General features: G+C 64.2%; 15 protein-coding genes. 7 read left to right on the plus strand and 8 right to left on the minus strand.

From position 1 onward, the window contains the following. Positions 1–90 precede the first annotated feature (90 nt). The 6 genes from HS053_RS05285 to glpD are packed head-to-tail and all read right to left on the minus strand — an operon-like array spanning position 91 to position 5,903. Complete coding sequence (locus HS053_RS05285) at positions 91–492, minus strand: DUF2160 domain-containing protein (RefSeq protein ID WP_241699758.1); 402 nt, start codon at positions 490–492, stop codon at positions 91–93. After that, positions 492–1,295: a carbohydrate ABC transporter permease gene (locus HS053_RS05290; RefSeq protein WP_174210515.1), complete on the minus strand. Its 804-nt coding sequence runs from the start codon at positions 1,293–1,295 to the stop codon at positions 492–494. Before HS053_RS05290 ends, HS053_RS05285 begins: the two co-directional genes overlap by 1 nt. Then, the gene (locus tag HS053_RS05295) at positions 1,295–2,167 is read right to left on the minus strand and encodes a carbohydrate ABC transporter permease (protein ID WP_174210178.1); all 873 of its coding nucleotides are present in this window, start codon (positions 2,165–2,167) and stop codon (positions 1,295–1,297) included. The genes HS053_RS05290 and HS053_RS05295 overlap by 1 nt, the downstream gene beginning before the upstream one ends. After that, positions 2,167–3,243: an ABC transporter ATP-binding protein gene (locus tag HS053_RS05300; RefSeq protein ID WP_174210179.1), complete on the minus strand. Its 1,077-nt coding sequence runs from the start codon at positions 3,241–3,243 to the stop codon at positions 2,167–2,169. Before HS053_RS05300 ends, HS053_RS05295 begins: the two co-directional genes overlap by 1 nt. A 2-nt stretch (positions 3,244–3,245) precedes the next feature. After that, complete coding sequence (locus tag HS053_RS05305; protein ID WP_174210180.1) at positions 3,246–4,328, minus strand: ABC transporter ATP-binding protein; 1,083 nt, start codon at positions 4,326–4,328, stop codon at positions 3,246–3,248. A 9-nt stretch (positions 4,329–4,337) separates the two neighbouring features. After that, on the minus strand, positions 4,338–5,903 hold the full coding sequence (gene glpD, locus HS053_RS05310) for a glycerol-3-phosphate dehydrogenase (protein WP_174210181.1): 1,566 nt from the start codon (positions 5,901–5,903) through the stop codon (positions 4,338–4,340). Between the two features lie 303 nt (positions 5,904–6,206). On the opposite strand from glpD, the gene HS053_RS05315 reads away from it, so the two are divergent. The 5 genes from HS053_RS05315 to HS053_RS05335 all read left to right on the plus strand — a co-directional run bounded on the left by HS053_RS05315 (position 6,207) and on the right by HS053_RS05335 (position 10,649). After that, entirely contained in the window at positions 6,207–6,971 is a 765-nt protein-coding gene (locus HS053_RS05315) for a DeoR/GlpR family DNA-binding transcription regulator (RefSeq protein ID WP_174210182.1), read from the plus strand. Positions 6,972–7,021: 50 nt separating this feature from the next. Continuing rightward, entirely contained in the window at positions 7,022–7,660 is a 639-nt protein-coding gene (locus HS053_RS05320) for a TRIC cation channel family protein (RefSeq protein ID WP_174210183.1), read from the plus strand. 26 nt (positions 7,661–7,686) lie between these two features. Beyond that, positions 7,687–8,205: an isopentenyl-diphosphate Delta-isomerase gene (locus HS053_RS05325; protein ID WP_174210184.1), complete on the plus strand. Its 519-nt coding sequence runs from the start codon at positions 7,687–7,689 to the stop codon at positions 8,203–8,205. A gap of 204 nt (positions 8,206–8,409) precedes the next feature. Continuing rightward, a complete protein-coding gene (locus tag HS053_RS05330) occupies positions 8,410–9,876 on the plus strand; it encodes a glycosyltransferase family 2 protein (protein WP_174210185.1) in 1,467 nt (488 codons plus the stop codon). Positions 9,877–10,001: 125 nt separating this feature from the next. Further along, positions 10,002–10,649: a sulfotransferase family 2 domain-containing protein gene (locus HS053_RS05335; RefSeq protein ID WP_174210186.1), complete on the plus strand. Its 648-nt coding sequence runs from the start codon at positions 10,002–10,004 to the stop codon at positions 10,647–10,649. A 25-nt stretch (positions 10,650–10,674) separates the two neighbouring features. Here HS053_RS05335 and HS053_RS05340 read toward each other — a convergent pair whose 3' ends face one another. Continuing rightward, positions 10,675–11,391, minus strand: a complete 717-nt coding sequence (locus HS053_RS05340; RefSeq protein ID WP_174210187.1) for a sulfotransferase — start codon at positions 11,389–11,391, stop codon at positions 10,675–10,677. Between the two features lie 309 nt (positions 11,392–11,700). Here HS053_RS05340 and HS053_RS05345 point away from each other — a divergent pair, with 309 nt between their 5' ends. Together HS053_RS05345 and HS053_RS22630 are read left to right on the plus strand one after the other, a co-directional pair. Beyond that, positions 11,701–16,002: a glycosyltransferase family protein gene (locus tag HS053_RS05345; protein ID WP_174210188.1), complete on the plus strand. Its 4,302-nt coding sequence runs from the start codon at positions 11,701–11,703 to the stop codon at positions 16,000–16,002. Between the two features lie 57 nt (positions 16,003–16,059). Next, positions 16,060–17,691 (plus strand): acyltransferase, encoded by a 1,632-nt coding sequence (locus HS053_RS22630; RefSeq protein ID WP_194245503.1) that lies wholly within the window; start codon positions 16,060–16,062, stop codon positions 17,689–17,691. Here the strand turns inward: HS053_RS22630 and HS053_RS05355 are convergent. Further along, entirely contained in the window at positions 17,688–19,157 is a 1,470-nt protein-coding gene (locus tag HS053_RS05355) for a glycosyltransferase family 2 protein (RefSeq protein ID WP_174210189.1), read from the minus strand. The two genes, HS053_RS22630 and HS053_RS05355, sit on opposite strands and share 4 nt — an antisense overlap. Positions 19,158–19,197 lie beyond the last annotated feature (40 nt).

A 19,197-nucleotide genomic window follows, 5' to 3' on the forward strand; every position in this document is an offset into this window, starting at 1 on the left:
TCCTCCCAGAATGTTGAGACGTCACGGTTTTCTTCATTCTTGCCGGAGGGCGGGGGGTCAGAGCCCCGCCTTCCGGCGTCTGCATCCTGCCTAGACCCAGCGGAAGACCGCCCCGGCATAAAGCAGGCAAAGGATCAGCGGCCAAGTCAGCGGCGCACCGAAAAAGAACAGCCAGATCAGGTTGATGAAGGCCGAACCCAGAAGCGTGATGAACAGCCGGTCGCCGCGCGTGGTTTCAATCCGCAGCAGGCCGCGACGGGGCGTTTCAGGAAAGCGCACCGCCAGCAGCGTGAAGAGGATCAAGAGGCAGGCGATGATGAAAAAGAACAGCGCCACCGGAAAGGTCCATGCCATCCAGCCGCCCGGGATCATCGGGTCGAACCATTGGATGCCCTCGTCGTTGCGCGGCGTGGCCCAGATCAGAAAGGCCAGCACCGCCGCCATCCCTGCACCGATCGCCAGATAAAGCCGGTTCCAGTTCGAGGCGGTCATCACACCCTCCCCAGAGCAAAGCCCTTGGCGATGTAGTTGCGGACAAAGTAGATCACCAAGGCGCCGGGGATGATGGTCAGCACCCCTGCCGCCGCCAGCACGCCCCAGTCCATGCCGCTGGCTGACACGGTGCGCGTCATGGTCGAGGCGATGGACTTGGCGTTGACCGAGGTGAGCGTGCGCGACAAGAGCAGCTCCACCCACGAGAACATGAAGCAGAAGAAGGCCACCACCCCGATGCCAGAGGCGATCAGCGGCATGAAGATCTTCGCGAAAAAGCGCGGAAAGCTGTAACCGTCGATATAGGCGGTCTCGTCGATTTCCTTTGGCACGCCGCGCATGAACCCTTCCAGAATCCAGACCGCCAGCGGCACGTTGAACAGGCAATGCGCGAGCGCCACCGCGATATGGGTGTCAAACAGCCCGACCGAGGAATAAAGCTGGAAGAACGGCAGCGCAAAGACCGCGGGCGGCGACATCCGGTTGGTCAGCAGCCAGAAGAACAGATGCTTGTCGCCCATGAAGCTGTAACGGCTGAAGGCATAGGCCGCCGGCAGCGCCACAAGGATCGAGATCACGGTGTTCATCACCACATAGATCAGCGAATTGACGTAACCCATATACCAGGACGGGTCCGTCAGGATCGTGACATAATTGGCAAAGGTCAGCCGGTTCGGAAACAGCGTGAAGGTCGAGGTGATCTCGGTATTGGTCTTCAGGCTCATGTTCACAAGCCAGTAGATCGGGATCATCAGGAACAAGAGATACAGCGTCATCACGACGGCAGAGGGGCGGACGCGCATCATTTCGTCTCCGCGTTATCAAGGGTGGTCATCACGGTGTAGAACACCCACGACACCAGCAGGATCACCAGGAAATACATGATCGAGAAGGCGGCGGCGGGGCCAAGGTCGAACTGGCCCACGGCCATCTTCACAAGGTCGATCGACAGGAAGGTGGTCGAATTGCCGGGGCCGCCGCCGGTGATCACGAAAGGCTCGGTATAGATCATGAAGCTGTCCATGAAGCGCAGCAGCACCGCGATGAGCAGCACGCCCGACATCTTGGGCAGTTCGATGAAGCGGAACACCGACCAGCGGCTGGCCTGATCAATGCGGGCGGCCTGATAATACGCCTGCGGAATGCTTTGCAGCCCGGCATAGCACAGCAGCGCGACAAGCGAGGTCCAGTGCCAGACATCCATGGTGATGATCGTCACCCAGGCGTCCACCGCATCATTGGTATAGTTATAGTCGATGCCCAGCGCGGCCATGGTATGGCCCAGAAGGCCGATATCCACCCGCCCGAAAATCTGCCAGATCGTGCCCACCACGTTGAACGGGATCAAAAGCGGCAGCGCCATCAGCACAAGGCAGAAACTGGCCCAGAAACCCCGCTTGGGCATGTTCAGGGCAATGAAGATGCCCAAGGGCACCTCGATGGCCAGAATGACCGCCGAAAACAGGATCTGGCGGCCAAGGGCATCATGCATCCGCTCGGACGAGATCATTTCCTCGAACCAGCCCAGCCCGTTCCAGAAAAAGTCGTTGTTGCCGAAGGTGTCGTTCACCGAATAGTTCACCACCGTCATCAGCGGGATCACGGCGGAAAAGGCCACGACCACCAGCACCGGCAGCACCAGAAACCATGCCTTGTTGTTCTGGGTCTTTTCCATCAGACCGCCCCCCCTGCGACGCGCCAGTCATCGGCATAGACGCTGACCTTGCCCGGAACAAAGGCGACGCGGGTCATGTCGGCCCCGATCGCCATGCCCTCGGGCGCGATGATGTTGAACGGCTGGCCCGCCATCTCGGCCCGCACGATGCGGTGGCGGCCGACATCCTCGATGCGGCGGATGGTGACGGGCAGGCCCTCACCCGCGGTCAGGCTGCAATATTCCGGGCGAATGCCGATCTGGGTGCGGCCTGACACCGCCCCATAACCCGCGCCCAAGGCCACCTCGCCGCCCGCAACCCGGGCGCGGCTGCCCGAAACGCTGGCCTCCATCAGGTTCATCCCTGGCGAGCCGATGAAATAGCCGACAAAGGTATGGGCCGGGGTTTCAAACAGTTCTTCGGGCGTGCCCATCTGCACCACCCGCCCGTCATACATCACCACCACCTTGTCGGCGAAGGTCAGCGCCTCGGTCTGGTCATGGGTGACATAGATCATCGTATGGCCGAATTCGCGGTGCAACTGCTTGAGCTGCGTGCGCAATTCCCATTTCATATGCGGGTCGATCACGGTCAGCGGTTCATCGAACAGGATGGCATTCACATCCTCGCGCACCATGCCGCGGCCAAGGCTGATCTTCTGCTTGGCATCCGCCGTCAGGCCGCGCGCCTTGCGGTTCAGGATGTCCTCCATCCCGATCATCTGCGCGATCTGGTTGACGCGCCCCGCGATATAGGCCGCGTCCATCCCCCGGTTGCGCAGCGGAAAGGCCAGGTTTTCGCGCACCGTCATCGTGTCATAGACCACGGGGAACTGGAACACCTGCGCGATGTTGCGCGCCGCCGTTTCGGCATCGGTCACGTCGCGGTCACCGAACAGAACCCGGCCATGGCTGGGCCGCACGATGCCGGAGATGATGTTGAGAAGCGTGGTCTTGCCGCAGCCGGAAGACCCCAGCAGCGCATAGGCGCCGCCATCCTGCCAGACGTGATCCATTTCCTTGAGCGCGAAATCCTGTTCCGATTTCGGGTTGGGAAAATAGCTGTGCGCAAGGTTGCGAAGGGTGATCTGCGCCATGTTCAAGCCGCCTGCGCATAGGCCGCAGGGGCGGCAAGCCGGCCCTCGGCATCGAAAAGATAGACATGGGCCGGGTCGAGCCAGAGGTTCACCTCCTGCCCCTGCGCCAGATCATGCACCCCATGCACCAGCCCGACCCAGCGGTCAGCGCCGTGGCGCAGATGCACAAAGGTTTCCGAGCCGGTGATTTCGGTCGAGACCAGCGTGCAGACGAACTCCACCCCGCTGCCGCCATGCAGCGACAGATGGTTCGCACGGAACCCGGCGGTATAATTGCCGTCGCGCAAGCCAGCCAGCGCCCCCCCCGCAGCCACAGGGGCAGCACCGCCGAAGGTCAGGCTGCTGCCCGCCTTCACGCAGGGCACGAAATTCATCGGCGGATCGGAAAACACCCGCGCCGTGGTGGCATCGCCGGGTTGGCGGTAAACCTGCGGCGTCGGGCCGAACTGGGTGACGCGGCCCTCCCAAAGGGTGGCGGTGTTGCCGCCCAAGAGCAGCGCCTCTTCCGGTTCGGTCGTGGCATAGACAAAGATCGCGCCGGATTCTTCAAAGATTCTGGGGATTTCGGCGCGCAGCTCTTCGCGCAGCTTGTAGTCGAGATTGGCCAGCGGTTCATCCAGCAAGACCAGCCCCGCCCCCTTGACCAGCGCCCGCGCCAGCGCGCAGCGCTGTTGCTGGCCGCCCGAAAGCTCCAGCGGCTTGCGTTGCAGCATCGGCGTCAGCTTGAGCATTTCGGCGGTTTCGCGCACGGCGCGGTCCACTTCGGCGCCGCTTTTGCCCATCAGCCGCATCGGGCTGGCGATGTTGTCGTAAACGCTCATCGCGGGGTAGTTGATGAACTGCTGATAGACCATCGCCACCTTGCGGTCCTGCACGCGCTGGCCGGTCACATCCGCCCCGTGCCACAATATCTTGCCGGACGAAGGCGCATCCAGACCCGCCATCAGCCGCATCAGGGTGGTCTTGCCGGCCCCGGTCGGGCCAAGCAGCACGTTCATCGTGCCTTTTTCCAGCACAAGGTCGGTGGGCTGGATATGGACCTGCCCCTTCACCACCCGGCTGACCGATTGCAACTCAAGCGCCATAGGCCCCCCTTATTCCGCTGCGCGCTTGGCGGGCTCTGCCGCCGTGGCCATGAAGGCATCCAGTGCCGCGATTTCCCCTTCGGTCAGGCGCAGGCCCAGCTTGGTGCGCCGCCAGACCACATCCGCCGCCGCCCGGGCAAATTCCCGGGCCATCAGCCAGCGCACCTCGGCCTCGGTCAGGGTGGCGCCAAAGTCGCGGCCCAGATCACCCGCCGAAGTGGCGTTGCCCAAAAGCGTTGCCGCCTCGCTGCCATAGGCGCGGATCAGCCGGGCCGCCCAGTAATCGCTCAGAAAGCCATAGCGCCGTTTCAGATCGGCGGTCAGCGCCGCCACCCCGTCATGCGGGAAATCCCCGCCCGGCAGCGGCACCTTGGCCGTCCAGGGGCCCCGGGCCTGCGGAAAGAACGGCGCCAGCTTGGCCAAGGCCGATTCAGCCAGCCGCCGGTGGGTGGTGATCTTGCCGCCGAACACGTTCAAGAGCGGCGCCCCGTTGGCATCAAGGCTCAGGACATAATCCCGCGTCGCCGCCGTCGCCGATTTCGCGCCGTCATTATACAGCGGGCGGACGCCGGAATAGGTCCAGACCACATCCTGCGCCGTCACGGGTTTCGCAAAATACTGGCTCGCAAAGGCGCAAAGATAATCACGCTCTTCCTCGGTGCAGACCGGGCTGCCGGGCGGGCCGACGTGATCCTTGTCGGTGGTGCCGATCAGGGTGAAATCCTGTTCGTAGGGAATGGCGAAGATGATCCGGCCATCGGTGCCCTGAAAGAAATAGCAGCGGTCGTGGTCATAAAGCTTGCGCGTAACGATATGGCTGCCACGCACCAGCCGCACACCCTCGGTGGAATTGATCCGCGCCACGTTGCGGATCACATCCTCAACCCAAGGGCCGCCCGCATTGACCAGCGCCCGCGCGCTGTGGGTGGCCCGGCCATCCGGGCCTTCGACGGTCACCTGCCAGTGATCCCCCTGCCGTTCGGCACTGACAACGCGGGTGCGGGTCAGGATCGTCGCGCCGCGCTGTGCCGCATCGCGGGCACTCAGCGAGACCAGCTTGGAATCCTCGATCCAGCAATCGGAATATTCATAGGCCCGCGCAAAACGGTCTTGCAGCGGCTTGCCCGCCGGATCGGCCTTCAGGTCCAGCGTGCGGGTCGCGGGCAGAATCTTGCGCCCGCCCAGCGTGTCATAAAGGAAGAGACCCAGCCGGATCAGCCAGGCCGGACGACGCCCCTTCATCCAGGGCATGAAGGCCGACATCAGCCGCCCGGTGGGCGTATCCCCTTCAAACCGCATGTCGCGGTGATAGGGCAGCACGAAGCGCATAGGCCAAGAGATATGCGGCATGGCCACCAGCAGGGTTTCACGCTCTTCCAGCGCCTCGCGCACCAGACGGAACTCGAAATACTCCAGATAGCGCAAACCTCCGTGAAACAGCTTGGTCGAGGCCGAAGAGGTGGCCTGCGCCAGATCGCCCTGTTCGGCCACCACAACCGACAGCCCGCGCCCCGCCGCATCGCGGGCGATGCCGCAGCCATTGATGCCGCCTCCGATGATGAACAGATCGGCCATGGCCGGGGCCGCTGGGGAAATGCCGTTCACGTTGCTGTCCTCCCTGACGCCGCGAAGCTGACTTCTTTCGCGTCTTGGGTCAAGCATGATTTTCGTTTTGTTTCGTATCTTCATAAAACGAAAATTCGCGCACGCAGTATGGCAAAATCTCTTGCATACCGGCCATGTTGGCGAGATTTCGCAAAAAATCGCGCCGCAATGCAGCATCGACGCGGCACTTATCCCCAAGCAAACTTCACTTGCTAACGCCGGAAATCTGCTCGAAAATATTCCTTGTGTCGGCAAAACTGAAAGGACCGCGCATTGGCGCTCAATTTCCGGCAAAGCGAGATTCTTGAGATCGCCAAGGGCGAAGGCCGGGTCATTGTCGAGGATCTGGCGCATCGCTTTGACGTCACCTTGCAGACCATCCGCCGCGACCTGACGGAACTGGCCGAATCCGGCTATCTCGACCGGGTGCATGGCGGCGCCGTGCCGCGCGCCGGAGTGACCAATCTGGGCTATGATGAACGGCGCAAGATCCATGCCGCGGCCAAGGCCGCCATCGGCAAAGCCTGTGCGGCGGCGATCCCGAACAACTGCTCGATCATCCTGAACCTTGGCACCACGACCGAGGCCGTCGCGCGGGAGCTTCTGGGCCATCGCAACATCACCGTAATCACCAACAACATGAACGTGGCCAACATCCTTGTCGGCAACCCCGACTGCGAGATCATGGTGGCAGGCGGCGCCCTGCGGCGCAGCGACGGCGGTCTGGTGGGCGAGCTGACCACCCAGTTCTTTGAGCAATTCAAGGTGGATTTCGCCGTGATCGGCACCTCGGCGATGGATACCGATGGTGACCTGCTCGACTTTGACTTTGCCGAAGTGCGGGTGTCCAAGACGATCATCCGGCAGGCGCGGCGCAGCTTTCTGGTCTGCGACCATTCCAAGCTGGCCCGCTCGGCCCCGGTCCGCCTTGCCTCGCTCAGTGAGGTGGACGAGGTGTTCATCGACCTGCCCCTGCCCGAAGAGTTGAGCCTGCGCTGCAAGGACTGGGGCACGCGGATCAATCTTGTGCAGGGGTAGTGCGCGCCTTCACCTGTCGCTATACCGGCAAGGCTTCGCAGGAGGGCGCCGTGACACCCGTGATCTTTCTCGACTATCTCGGCGTTGCCCTGTTCGCGGCCACCGGCGCGCTGGCGGCGTCGCGCAAGCAGTTGGATATCATCGGCTTTCTGTTTCTGGCTGCGGTGACCGGCATCGGCGGCGGCACGGCGCGCGACCTGATCCTGGGGGTGCCGGTGTTCTGGGTGGCGCAGCACACCTATATCGTGGTCTGCGCGGTGACGGCCTGTCTGGTCTATTTCCTCGCCCATCTGATCGAGTCGCGCTATCGGCTGCTGTTGTGGCTGGATGCCGTGGCACTGGCGGCCTTCAGTGTGTTCGGCGCCTATAAGGGGCTGGCGGTCACCGGCTCGGCCGTGGTCGCCGTGATCATGGGGATCTTCACCGGCACGCTGGGCGGTATCCTGCGCGATGTGCTGGCCGGAGAGCCTTCGGTGCTGCTGCGGCAGGAAATCTATGTCGCGGCGGCGCTGGCCGGGGCGGGAACCTTCGTGGCGATCAGTCTGGCCGGCGGCCTGCCCGGCCTTGCCGCCGCTGGCGGCTTTGCCGTAACGCTGGCGGTGCGCAGCGGGGCGCTGCACTTCGGCTGGACCCTGCCCTCTTACAAATCCCGGCCCGGCCGCGCGCCGGACGGCCCCGCAAGACGATAACCCCGGCAGCACATGACACAACGCCAATGACCGAGAATATCCCAGCCTGGGTGGACGGAACCCTTGCCCCGGTGGACAAGCCAGAGGTGCATCGGCGCGGCCTGCGCCACCCTGCGGTTTCCGTCTTTGTGCAAGAGGGCAGCCGCACCCTGTTGCAGCGCCGGGCGCTTGGCAAATACCACACGCCCGGCCTCTGGGCGAATGCCTGCTGCACCCACCCCCATTGGGATGAGGCCCCGGTTGACTGCGCCGCCCGCCGCCTGCGCGAGGAACTCGGCCTGACCGGGCTGGCGCTGCATCCGGCCGGCCAGATCGAATATCGCGCCGAGGTTGGCAACGGCCTGACCGAGCATGAGGTCGTCGAGGTCTTCGTGGCAGAGGCCCCGCCCGGCCTGCCGATTGCCCCCGATCCCGCCGAGGTGATGCAGACCGGCTGGATCGAGCGCGCCGAACTGGCCGAACGCATTCGCAGCACGCCCGATCTCTACACGCCCTGGCTGCGCATCTATCTTGCGGCGGGGCTGGGTGCCGTAACGGCACCCTGAAACCCGCCAACCGCAGGGGGGTGGCCCGGGCTGAAAACGCTGCCTGTATCTGTGCATCACGCCGCATTTCTGACACAGACTGTCAAAAAGTCCCCTTGACCGGAACCCGGTCGCAGGCGAAATGGGGCACCGCTTGCGCGGCGCGCCTTGGCCGCGCCCCGATCGAGCAGGCGGTGTGTGCAGCAATTGGCCGGAACACTGTTGATGAACAGCCAGAAGACCGATCTGACCCCCAAGGCACCGCAAGATGTGGTGTTGGGCCTGATCATGATGCAAAAGGACGAAGGGCCGCTTCTGGAGGCTTGGCTGCGCTATCACGAGCGGCTGACGCCGCCCGCAAACATCTGGGTGCTGGACAACGGCTCTTCCGATCCGCAAACCCTCACCGCTTTGGCTGAGGCCGAGGCGCGCGGTCTGCGGGTGATCCGCGACTATCCGACCAACAGCGATTATCAGGTCAAGGACGAGATTTTTGTCCGCCTGATCGGCCAGATGCAGGATGAGGGCGCGGATTTCACCATTCCGCTGGACTGCGACGAGTTCCTGATCTGCCGCAACGACGATATCCCTGCCAGCTTTGCCCCCGAAGAACTGCGCGCCGTGATCGCCGATGCGCTGACCAAGCCCGGCCATTTCATGATGCGGGGCTCGTATTACAACGTCACCGGGCGGGCGCAGAGCTTTGTCTTCGGACAAGAGCGGAGCGTCTGCTTCGGCCGCTCGCGGGTGACGGGGCTGGACCACGGCTATCACAACGCGCGCACCGTGGATGATCAGGTCCAGACCATCGACCTTGCCATGCTGCATTTTCAGGCCAAGCGGCTGGAAATCTCGAAACGGCAGGCGACCGAGAAGCTGCGCAAGCGGGTCAAGAACTTCTCTCCCGAATGGCTGGAAAGCTATACCGGCGCCGGATCGCATATGAAGAAGTGGTTCATCGCCCCGCCGCCCGACAGCACCGAAACCAAGGGCCGCACCATGCCGGGCTTTGCCCGGGCGATGGAAGAGGTCGGCGTGACCTTCCCCTTCGGCATGTTTTTTCAGGAAGACCGCTATGGCGAAAGCCGCGCCATTCTGGGCGATGATCCTGTGCTGCCCCTGGCGGTCGAGCATGGCATTCCCGAAAAAGAGGCGCTGCTGATCCACCATCTGGGCCGCAACAGCAAGCATGTGCTGTTCTATGCGCCAGCCGCGCTGGCCCGGCGCCTGCCGGGGGATGGGGCGGGGCGGGTCGATGTCCTGAGCCTGTCATCCGTCACGCTGGCCAGCCGCCTGCCCGCGGACGAGACAAGCGACGAACCGCGGCTGCATCTGCACAGCCTCAGCCTGCGGGTTGCGGTTGACGGTTTCGGCAAGCCGTCGCGCCGCCCGCCGCAGGGCGCGGTACGCGACTATACCAGCCGCGCGCTGGACCGGCTGCCCGCCCTGCCCGATCTGGCGGTGGTCAATGGCCGCTACCGGCTGGCCTGTGTCGCGGCGCTGGCGCTGCGCAGCCGCGATATCCGTATGATCGTGCCGAATTTCTGGTCGCGCGAAGAGTATCATCCGATGCTGGGCTTCTGCGGTTGCCTTGACACCGAAGGCGATACCGTCGTGCTGAAACCGGACGCCGACGTGACCGCCGAGGCGCTGAGCGAGATTTACGAAGCCGCGCTGGACGATTTTCGCTGAGGGCACTTGCCCGCAATCCGGTCAGCCAGAGGTTTTCGGGCACCGCCGGGGGCTTTGATGGCGCAGGCGGCGTTGTCTGGTGCTGCGGCGGCTGCTAGGTTTCGACCGTCACGAAAGGAATTTGCATGATCTGCCGCGACCGCAAGATTATCTTTGTTCACATTCCCAAATGCGGCGGCACCTCGATCGAGAACGTCCTTTGGCCGGACCGCGCCGCGCGCAGCGAAGAGGATCTCTGGGGCGGCATCGTCAAGGGGATGAGCAACCGCTACATGACAGCCGGATTGCAGCACCTGACGGCCCATTACATCCGCGAAGCGGTCGGTGCCGAGATGTTCGCCGCCTGTTATCGCTTTGCCGTGGTGCGCGACCCGTTGCGGCGGCTGGTCTCGCAATATCTTTACATGGAAACCCGCGACGCCCTGCGCCGCTATATCGGGATGAAGCGCGACGACAGTTTTTCGGTCTATCTGGACCGGATCGCGGCACGCGACCATGCGCAATGGCTGCCGCAGGTCGCTTTCGTCACCGATGCAGACGGCAGTCTGATGGTGGATGACATCCACCGGCTTGAGGATATTTCGAAGGATGTCACGCCGCTGGCCCGACGACTGGGGCTGGACCTTGCAACGCTGCCGCACAAAAACAACAGCAAGTCCAAGCGCCGGGCCGCCCTGACGCAGGCCGATGTTGACCGGGTGTTCGAGCGTTACGCCAAAGACTATGCCCTTTTCGGCTATCCGATGGACAGCCACGGGCTGGTCACAGACTGACCCGGCCCCCGAAACGCGGCCAGCCTCAGCCTGCCAGTGCCTTTTGCCCCTTGGCGGCTTTCTCGGCAGGTTTGGCCCCTTTGGCCGCGCCCGTCTTTGCCTTGGCTGCACCGGGTTTCGGGGCAACCGTGGTGTTGTGCCGTTTCCAATGGGCAAGGTCCACCGGCATACCGTGCGCGCCCAGCCAATCGGCCATAACCGAGATATCCTGCGTTTCGATATTGTAGGTCAGGAACCTGTCGGCCTTGTCGGCGAAATATTCGGCAACCTGCGCATGGTGGTCGTCCCACTGGCTGCGCCAGAGGTCCAGCACCTCGGCTTCGGTCAAGTCCAGCGCCTTGCGGGCACGCTTGACCAGCGATCCGGTGATGGCCGGCGCATGTTTCAGTCGCGAGAGAATCCACCGCTCGCGGTCACGGGTGTTGAGGATGAAGAGCGCATCCGGGTAGTCCGCATCCATCTGGCGGAACAGGAAATTGCCCTCAAGACAGCAATCGTCCGTCAGATAGAACATGTCGGAAAACACGTCATACCGCGTGATTCCGGTCAAGAGCGGGCGCCCCAACATGTTGTTCATAAAGAGAATAGGCGCCAGCATCCGCCCGCTTGAGGTTTCCCAGTGAACCGAACGGTAGCCACAGTTCACAAACAGCCGGTGCATCGAGGTGGTGCCGCATTTGTTGAAGCCGATGAAGAAGATTTTCCTTCTTTTCTCTTCGCTCACAGCAACATCCACGCTCATCAAGGCCCCCTCTTGCATATGATTATGCTAACAAACCTTCCCCGGGTTGAACAGCCGCCGCGTAGCCTTTTGCGCCCCGCAGCGCGACTGCGGCGGCGTCAGGGCCATGCGGAGGGCGTTCTGCGTGGCAATACTGCCCGATTGGCGGGCGGTTCGGCGGGAAATGGCGCCAATTCTGCGGGCATCCCGCCCGCGCGCCCTACCCTGCACCGTCTGCATTGCTTCTGATACATTAATCGGGCAGACACGATCTGTTACAACTTTGGGGCTCCCTTTGCCCCCGCAGGCAATCTGGACGGTCTTGATACTATGGAATTTGGCATACTTGCTTCGGAGGCGCCCGACGTCCTCGATCAACACATTTCCATCGGCGCCGGGATTTCGGTCGAATGGAAAGTCGGCGCCGCCGGGGGCCTTCCTGCCGGCCTTTCGGCCAGCAGCCTTGTCGATGCCGAAAGCGGGCTGAACCTGTGCCGAATCGGGCTGGGCGCGATGAAGGGCTGGGTCCGGCTGCATATGAACCTGCCGCCGGCGACCGGCAATCTGCTCGGCATCCGCATTCTGGTGCGCACCACCGGCCCCGCGACGGCGCAGCAGGTCAAGCCGATCCTCGTTTCTTCACGCACCGATACCGGCCGGCGCAGCGATCTGGTCGGCGCCAAATCGCAGCCGCTCGATCTGGCCAGCGGGGTCTGGCATGAAATCACCGGCACGTTCCTCTGCGCCCGCCCCGAGGGCAAGATCAAGGTCGATGCCGTGCTTGACCTGCCGCGCGACGCGCAGGTCGATCTGGCCGCCGTCGAGGCGCATTGGTTCGAGGTCGATTCCACCGCCGAGGCCGCGGAGGAACTGAAGGCGCGCGGCGCGCAGGTGATCTCGCGCTTTCGCGCTACGCCGGTTGCCGACATTGCCGAGGCCGTCAGCCATCCGCCCGTTTATGCGGCCCTGACCGCACGTCTGGACAAGACCAGTCTGGGGGTCGTGGTCACCCCCGCCGCGCAGGTGTTCGAGCGTCTGCCGGACGGCGCCGCGCCACGTCCGCTCCCGTTGGACCAGATCGTGGCCATCGCCCCGGGGGTGCAACTGGCCAAGGGCTATCGCCAGCGCCACGAGCAAGAAACCCCCGCCGATCTGGTGATCGGGGCCACCGCGCAGCAGCCACTGCGGCTGGAAAACGTGACGATGATCGGCGAAGAGCTGCGCCGGTCGGAAACCCTCCGGCTGACCGAGGCGCGGCTGCGCGATTTTGTGCTGGAACTGCGGGGTGCGGTGGTCAACCCGCGCTGGCCGGGAATGCCGGTGCGGCTGCGCATCACACTGGGCGGCGAAGAACTGGGCATCGTGCTGGCCTCTTCGCCGGATGAGGGCAACCTTCTGGAAACCACGGCGCAAGGTTTTCTCTTCAGCTTCAGCCGCGCCATCCCCGAGCGGCTGTTCGACGTGCCGCTGGAAATCCACATCGTGGATTCCGGCGAGACCAAGCCGATCCGGGTCATCGTCACCAAGGAAAGCACGGTGCCGGCCCTGGCCCTGCCCGAGCCGCCGCCGCCGGTTCTGCCGCCGACCGCCAAGGTCGTGGGCAATGTCGAGGCGGTCAGCGTCACCGCTGTCGAAGGTTGGGCCGTGGCGCCGGAATTTCCCGACAGCCCGGTGGAGCTGGTGCTGTATCTGAACGGCGCCCCCTTTGCCTATACCAAGACCCGTTCCTACCGGAAGGACGTGCAGGCGCTGCACGGTGGCAACGGCTATTGCGGCTTCTGGTTCGAACTGCCGCCCAACATGACGCCGGTGCGCGCCGCGCAGCTTGAGGTGAAAATCCTCGGTGCCATGGGCACGCTGCGCAAGGCGACCCGCCCGCTTGAGGCGCCCCCCGGCTGGTGCGAGGCGTCTTCGCTGCCGGTGGCCCTGCCCTATCACGGACCGGAGCAGGCGGAACCCGACATCACCACCCGCGTCTCGATCATCGTGCTGAACCGCAACGGGCGCGATCTGTTGCAGGAAATGTTCGACTCGCTGCAGCCGGCCGATCTGGCCGACGAGATTGAATGGATCATCGTCGATCACGATTCCGCCGACGATTCCGCCGACGTGTGCGAGGCGTTCCGGGCACGGGGGCTGCAGATCCGCTTCGTGCGGCGGCGCGGCAATTACAGCTTTTCGGAATCGAACAACTACGGTGTGCGCTATGCCACCGGCGACATCCTGCTGTTTGCCAACAACGACCTGCTCTTCCCCCAGACCTTCGGCGACACGGTCCGCCGCTATATGGCCGATCCCGCCATCGGCATTCTGGGCGTCCGCCTGCTGGACCATGTCGATGCCGAAGCGGCGCGCGGCCTTGCCATCGACCAGCATCTGGGCGTGTTCTTCGATACCGAGCTGAACAAATCCGACTGGGTGCGCCCCTTTGAAGGCCGCCGCGGCACCGAGGCGCCGCAGGGCGAGACGGCCAGCCGTGCCGTTGCCGTGACCGGCGCCTTCTTTGCCCTGCGCCGCGCCGATTTCGAGGCGGTGGGCGGATTTGATGAGGGGTATTCCTATGGGCTAGAGGATGTGGACCTCTGCCTGAAGGTGCGCACGCAACTGAACAAGGAGGTGGTCTGCGCCAATGATATCGGCGTGATCCACCATCGCGGTTTCAGCCGGCAGAAAGACACCAATTCCGGCCTGCGCCGCCGCCGCAACAATGAAATCTTCAACCGCCGCTGGGGCGGCTGGCTGCGGCGCAACATCAAGCGGTCTTACCTTTCGGATGCGCCGCTGTGGACCGGCCGCCGCCCGGTCTTTGCCTTCATCGTCAGCGAAGTCGGCGACAAGACCTCGGCCGGAGAGTTCTATACCTCGCTGGAGATGGGCCGGTCGCTGCAAAAGCTGATCCCCTGCCATGTGCGCTATCTGCCCGAGGAAAACTGGTATGATCTGAGCGGCGTCGATGTGGTCATCGCCATGGTGGCCCGCTTCGATCTTGCCAAGGTCAAGAAGGCCAGTCCCTGGCTTGTCACCATCAACTGGATGCGCCAGTGGTTCGACCGCTGGGCGGACAGCCCTTCGACCCAGAGCTATGACCATCTCTTCGCCTCGTCCGGCATCGCGGCGCGCTTCCTGCAGGACAAGCTGGGGCGCGAGGTGGGCATCCTTCCCATCGCCGCCGGCAGCGATACCATGCAGGTCGGCGTGTTCCGCGACCATATGGAAAGCGATTACTGCTTTACCGGCAGCCGCTTTGGCCCGCCGCGCGAGATCGAGTATCAGCTCGATCCGCCCGCGATCCAGGGCAAGGGCAAGGTGTTCGGCTACAACTGGGACGGCACCTCCTTCGCACAGATCACCGCAGGTCCGCTGGCCTATTCGGAAATCCCCGATGCCTATGCCTCGACCAAGATCGTGCTGGACGATGCCAATATCGCCACCAAGACCTGGGGAAGCTGTAACAGCCGGGTGTTTGACTCGATGGCAGCGGGCACGCTGTTGATCACCAATGGCGCGGCAGGCGTGCAAGAGCTGTTCGGCGATCTGGTGCCCACCTTCAACAGCCGCGAAAGCCTGACCGAGGTGTTGAACTACTGGCTGACGCATGAGGACGAGCGGCAGGAACGGGTCGCCCGGATGCAGGATCTGGTGCAGCGCGAACACAGCTATGATGCCCGCGCCCGCACATTGGTCGCGGCTCTGGCGGCCAAGGACAATCCGGTGCGCATCGCCATCAAATGCGCCGCGCATTACCACGAGCGCGCGCAATGGGGCGATTACCATTACGCGATGAGCCTTGCCGCCTCGCTGCGCAAGCTGGGCTATGTCGCCCGCGTCGATTGCCGCGAAAGCTGGCATGGCGGTCTGAGCAATTCGGATGATGTGGTGATCGTGCTGCGCGGGCTGTTGTCCTATCGGCCCCGCAACCACCAGACCAACATCCTGTGGCTGATCAGCCATCCCGATGACGTGACCCAGGCCGAGTTGCGCGGCTATGACCATGTCTATGTCGCTTCGGAAAAGCACAGCGCCATTCTGGCCGAAGAAATGGGCATTCCGGCAAGCTTCCTGCCGCAATGCACCGACACCAGCCGATTCCGGTTCGAGCCGGAGCGGATCGGCACCCGGCCCGACCGCAATCTTTACGTCGCCAACTCGCGCGGGGTGTTCCGCGATCCGGTGCGCTGGTCGGTGTTGCATGAATTGCCGGTCGATATCTATGGCGTCGGCTGGGAACCCTTCATCACCGATGTGCGCTATCGTGGGCGGCTGGTGCCGAACGAGGTTCTGGGCGAATTCTATGCCTCAAGCCGGCTGGTGATCTGCGACCATTGGGACGACATGCGCGCCCTTGGCTATGTCTCGAACCGGCTGTTCGATGTGCTGGCCTGCGGCGGGCGGCTGATCCTTGACCGGGTGGTCGGGCTCGACTCGCTGGTGCCGGCCGAATTCGTCGAAGTGTTCGAGGATGAGGCGGGCTTTGCCGCGCTGGTCGGAGGCGGAGAGCGCACCGACCTCGACCTGCGGCGCCGGGCAGCGGAATGGGTGCAGGAACACCATTCCTTCGACGCCCGCGCCCGCACCTTCGCCGAGCGGATCGGCCAGTTGATGCAGGCCGCCATCGACACCGCGGCCAAGTGACGGCATCGGGGGGCGCCGCTACGGCGGCCCCCTCCGCAGCCTGCGGGAGCCTTGCGCATGACCCTGAGCGAAGACGAATACGAAGCCCGGCTGCGGCGCCACCGCTTTGACTTTCAGCCTTGGGGCGCCATCCCGCCCGAGGCGGCGGCGGAACAGAAGGTTATCCACGCCGTGCTGACCCGGGTCGGCAAGGCGGTGCTGCACCCCAGCGCCTATATCGCCCGCAATGCCGAGGTTCACACCGATTTTCTGGCCGTTGGCCGCGACAGCGCAATTGCGGGCGGTGCGGTGCTGCGCGGCGACATCCGCATCGGGGCGGAATGTTCCGTCAACAGCTATGCCGTGATCGCGGGCAAGGTGGTGATCGGCTCGGGCGTGCGGATCGCGCAATCAGTCTCGATCGTCGGCTTCAACCACAATTTCTATCGGCTGGACATCGACATTCAGGCGCAGGGCGTCACGCTGAAGGGCATCCGCATCGGCAACGACGTCTGGATCGGGGCCAATGCGGTGATCCTTGACGGGGTGACGGTGGGTGCCCACAGCATCGTGGCCGCCGGAGCGGTGGTGACGCGCGATGTGGCGCCTTGGTCCATCGTCGGCGGCAATCCGGCGCGGCTCTTGCGCGACCGGCACGCCACCGCTTTGCCCGGCACGCTTGACGCCTTCGACCGGCGGTTGCGCAACGAAATGCGGCAGGTCACGGGCCGCTGGCTGCGCCGCGACGACAGCGGCGCGGTCTGGATCGCCGGGCCAGAGGGCAATGCCCCGCTGCTGGCCCCGGTCTGCGACGCCCTTGAACTGGCCGCGATGTTCGATCTGCCCTGCCCGGGGCAGGAGGCCGACCTTTGGTGCCGCAGCCTTGCCGCGCTGCAGGATCCGGTCAGCGGTCTGGTCTCTGACCGGCTGGCGCTGCCCGCGCCCGAGGCGAATGCCCCGCCGCCCAAGCCGAACCTGCACCGGACGATCCGGCTGAACCACGCGCTTGAGGCATGGGGCAGCCATCTGCCCCATCCGCTGCGCGAGGGGGTGGAGATGGACGAGGCCACGCTGATTTCGCGGCTTCAGGCGCTGGACTGGGACGAACGCGCCTGGCGCGCCGGGGATTGGGTGGACAATCTGGCCAGTGCGCTGGCGCTGAATGCCCGGCATTTCGGGGATGACCGCCTGATCGCGCCGCTGCTGCATTGGCTGGATACCCGCTGCGACCCGCAGACCGGCCTCTGGGGCAGCGCCACCGCGAAAGAGCGGCTGCGTCAGCCGGTGAACGGATCATACCGGATCGTGCGGGGCAGCTATCTGCAATTCGCCCGCCCGCTGCCCCATCCCGAGGCGCTGATCGACACGCTTCTGACCCATGTCACCGACCACCGCCTGTTTGACCCGCAGACGGCCATGGCCACCGATGTTCTGGATGTGGTGCATCTTCTGCACGCCGCGACCCGTCAGACCGCCCACCGCAGGGACGAGGTGGAGGTCTGGCTGCGCGGCTGGCTGGTGCCCGTCATGCGCCACTGGCAGGCTCGCCGCGGCCTGCCGATGAACCTGTCGGTCAACCGGCCCGGCCTGCAAGGCACCGAAATGTGGCTTTCGGCGCTCTGGGCCATGGCCGGGATGCTGGCCCTGTCCGACCATCTGTCATTCCGGCCCAAGGGTCTGCACCGGCTGACACCCCCCGGGGCCTACTAACGCGGGTCGCGCAGGTGGGCGTCGCGGTGGCGGCGCAGCTTGTCGTCCGGCACCTCGGGATCGCGGCGCAACACCACCATATCGCCTTCGGTATCGACGCAGCCGCAGAATTTCAGCACCGCATGGACATGGGCCCGCGACCAGAAGTTGGGAATGACGATCAGCGCCTGCGGATTGGCCAGAACCAGACTGGCGACGCAGGCCACGCGGTAGCGGCCATTGACCACCGCAACATCCACCGGACGTTCCTGCGCGTCGGGTGCGCGTTCGACATAGGCCAGCACCGCCTGTCGCGGCGGCGGCGTCTTCGGGGTGCCAAAGCCATCGACTTCGACCCGCAGACTGACCGGGGTGACCTTCACCTTCGGCTCGGCGCGCAGGGCCGCGTCGGGCAGGCGGCGGCCCAGCGTGGTTTTCGACAGACACAGCACATCGACCGCCCCGGCCCCGGTCCGCGCCACCGACAGCGCCATCATCTGCGGGCCGTAGAACAGCACGCGCCCGGCCTCGCGGCAGAGCTTGTGGATCAAGAGCGCCTCTTTCTCGGTCAGGCCCTGCTCCACCGCACCGGCAAGATAGGGGTCATCGGCGGTTTCGGCGCGGCTTTGCGGATAGCGGTCTTCGTCAAAGAACATCTCGAAGGGGAAAGGCGCACCGACCGCCTTCATCACCTTGTGAAACTCGGGCAGGCCGCGCTGGCGCGGCACCTGGCCCGGCCCGGCACCCTCTTTCGGCAGGAACCAGTGCCGCATATGCGCGCCCGGCCCGGAATAGGCCAGCAGGGTCTCGCGCGAGAAATCGGCCACCCGCTTGCGCAGCTTTTCGGTCGCCTGCCGCTTGCCGATCTCGGGCCGCTTGGACTGGAAATGCAGCACGGCCAGCGCGATCTGATGCTTGCTGCCTTCGTCGGTCCGGGCGATGTGATAGCCGTGGTCCATCCGCGTCACGGTCGAGCGGCCAAAGCAGACATGCCGTTCAGCCGCGAGGTGAAACCGATGCCCCGCGCCCAGCGCGTTGTAATACGACCCCAGCATGGTGAAATGCCCCGACAGGTCCAGCACACCCGCAATCACCTTGCGCAGCACATCGGGGCGAAAGCTGACCTGATCGGGGCGCGGTTTGCAGATCAGGAATTCGTCGCAATCCAGCGGAATGACGAAATCGCAGCCCGCCGCCTGCAGGCTGCGGATGTGATCAACCATGATCGTGTTCTTGATCTGGTAATCGGCATTGGTCGGGAAATCGGTGTTGACGCAGATACCCCGCGCCCGGGCACCGGCAAGAATTTCAAGCGTGCGCGCATCTGTCGAACCATTGTCGAAGACATGGATCAGGTCGGGCGTGGTCAGCCGTTCGTGATAGCGCAGCCACGAGTCCAGAAGCGGCCCCTCGTCTTTCTGCATCATCACCAGAGCCAACCGCAACTCGGCCCCGGCTTGCGCTGCGGTCTTCTTCCGTCCTGCCATCGCTTCTCTCCGGGAACCCGTCCCAAGGCGGCTTGACGCC

Source organism: Tabrizicola fusiformis (assembly GCF_013328815.1).
Taxonomy (GTDB): Bacteria; Pseudomonadota; Alphaproteobacteria; order Rhodobacterales; family Rhodobacteraceae; genus Fuscibacter.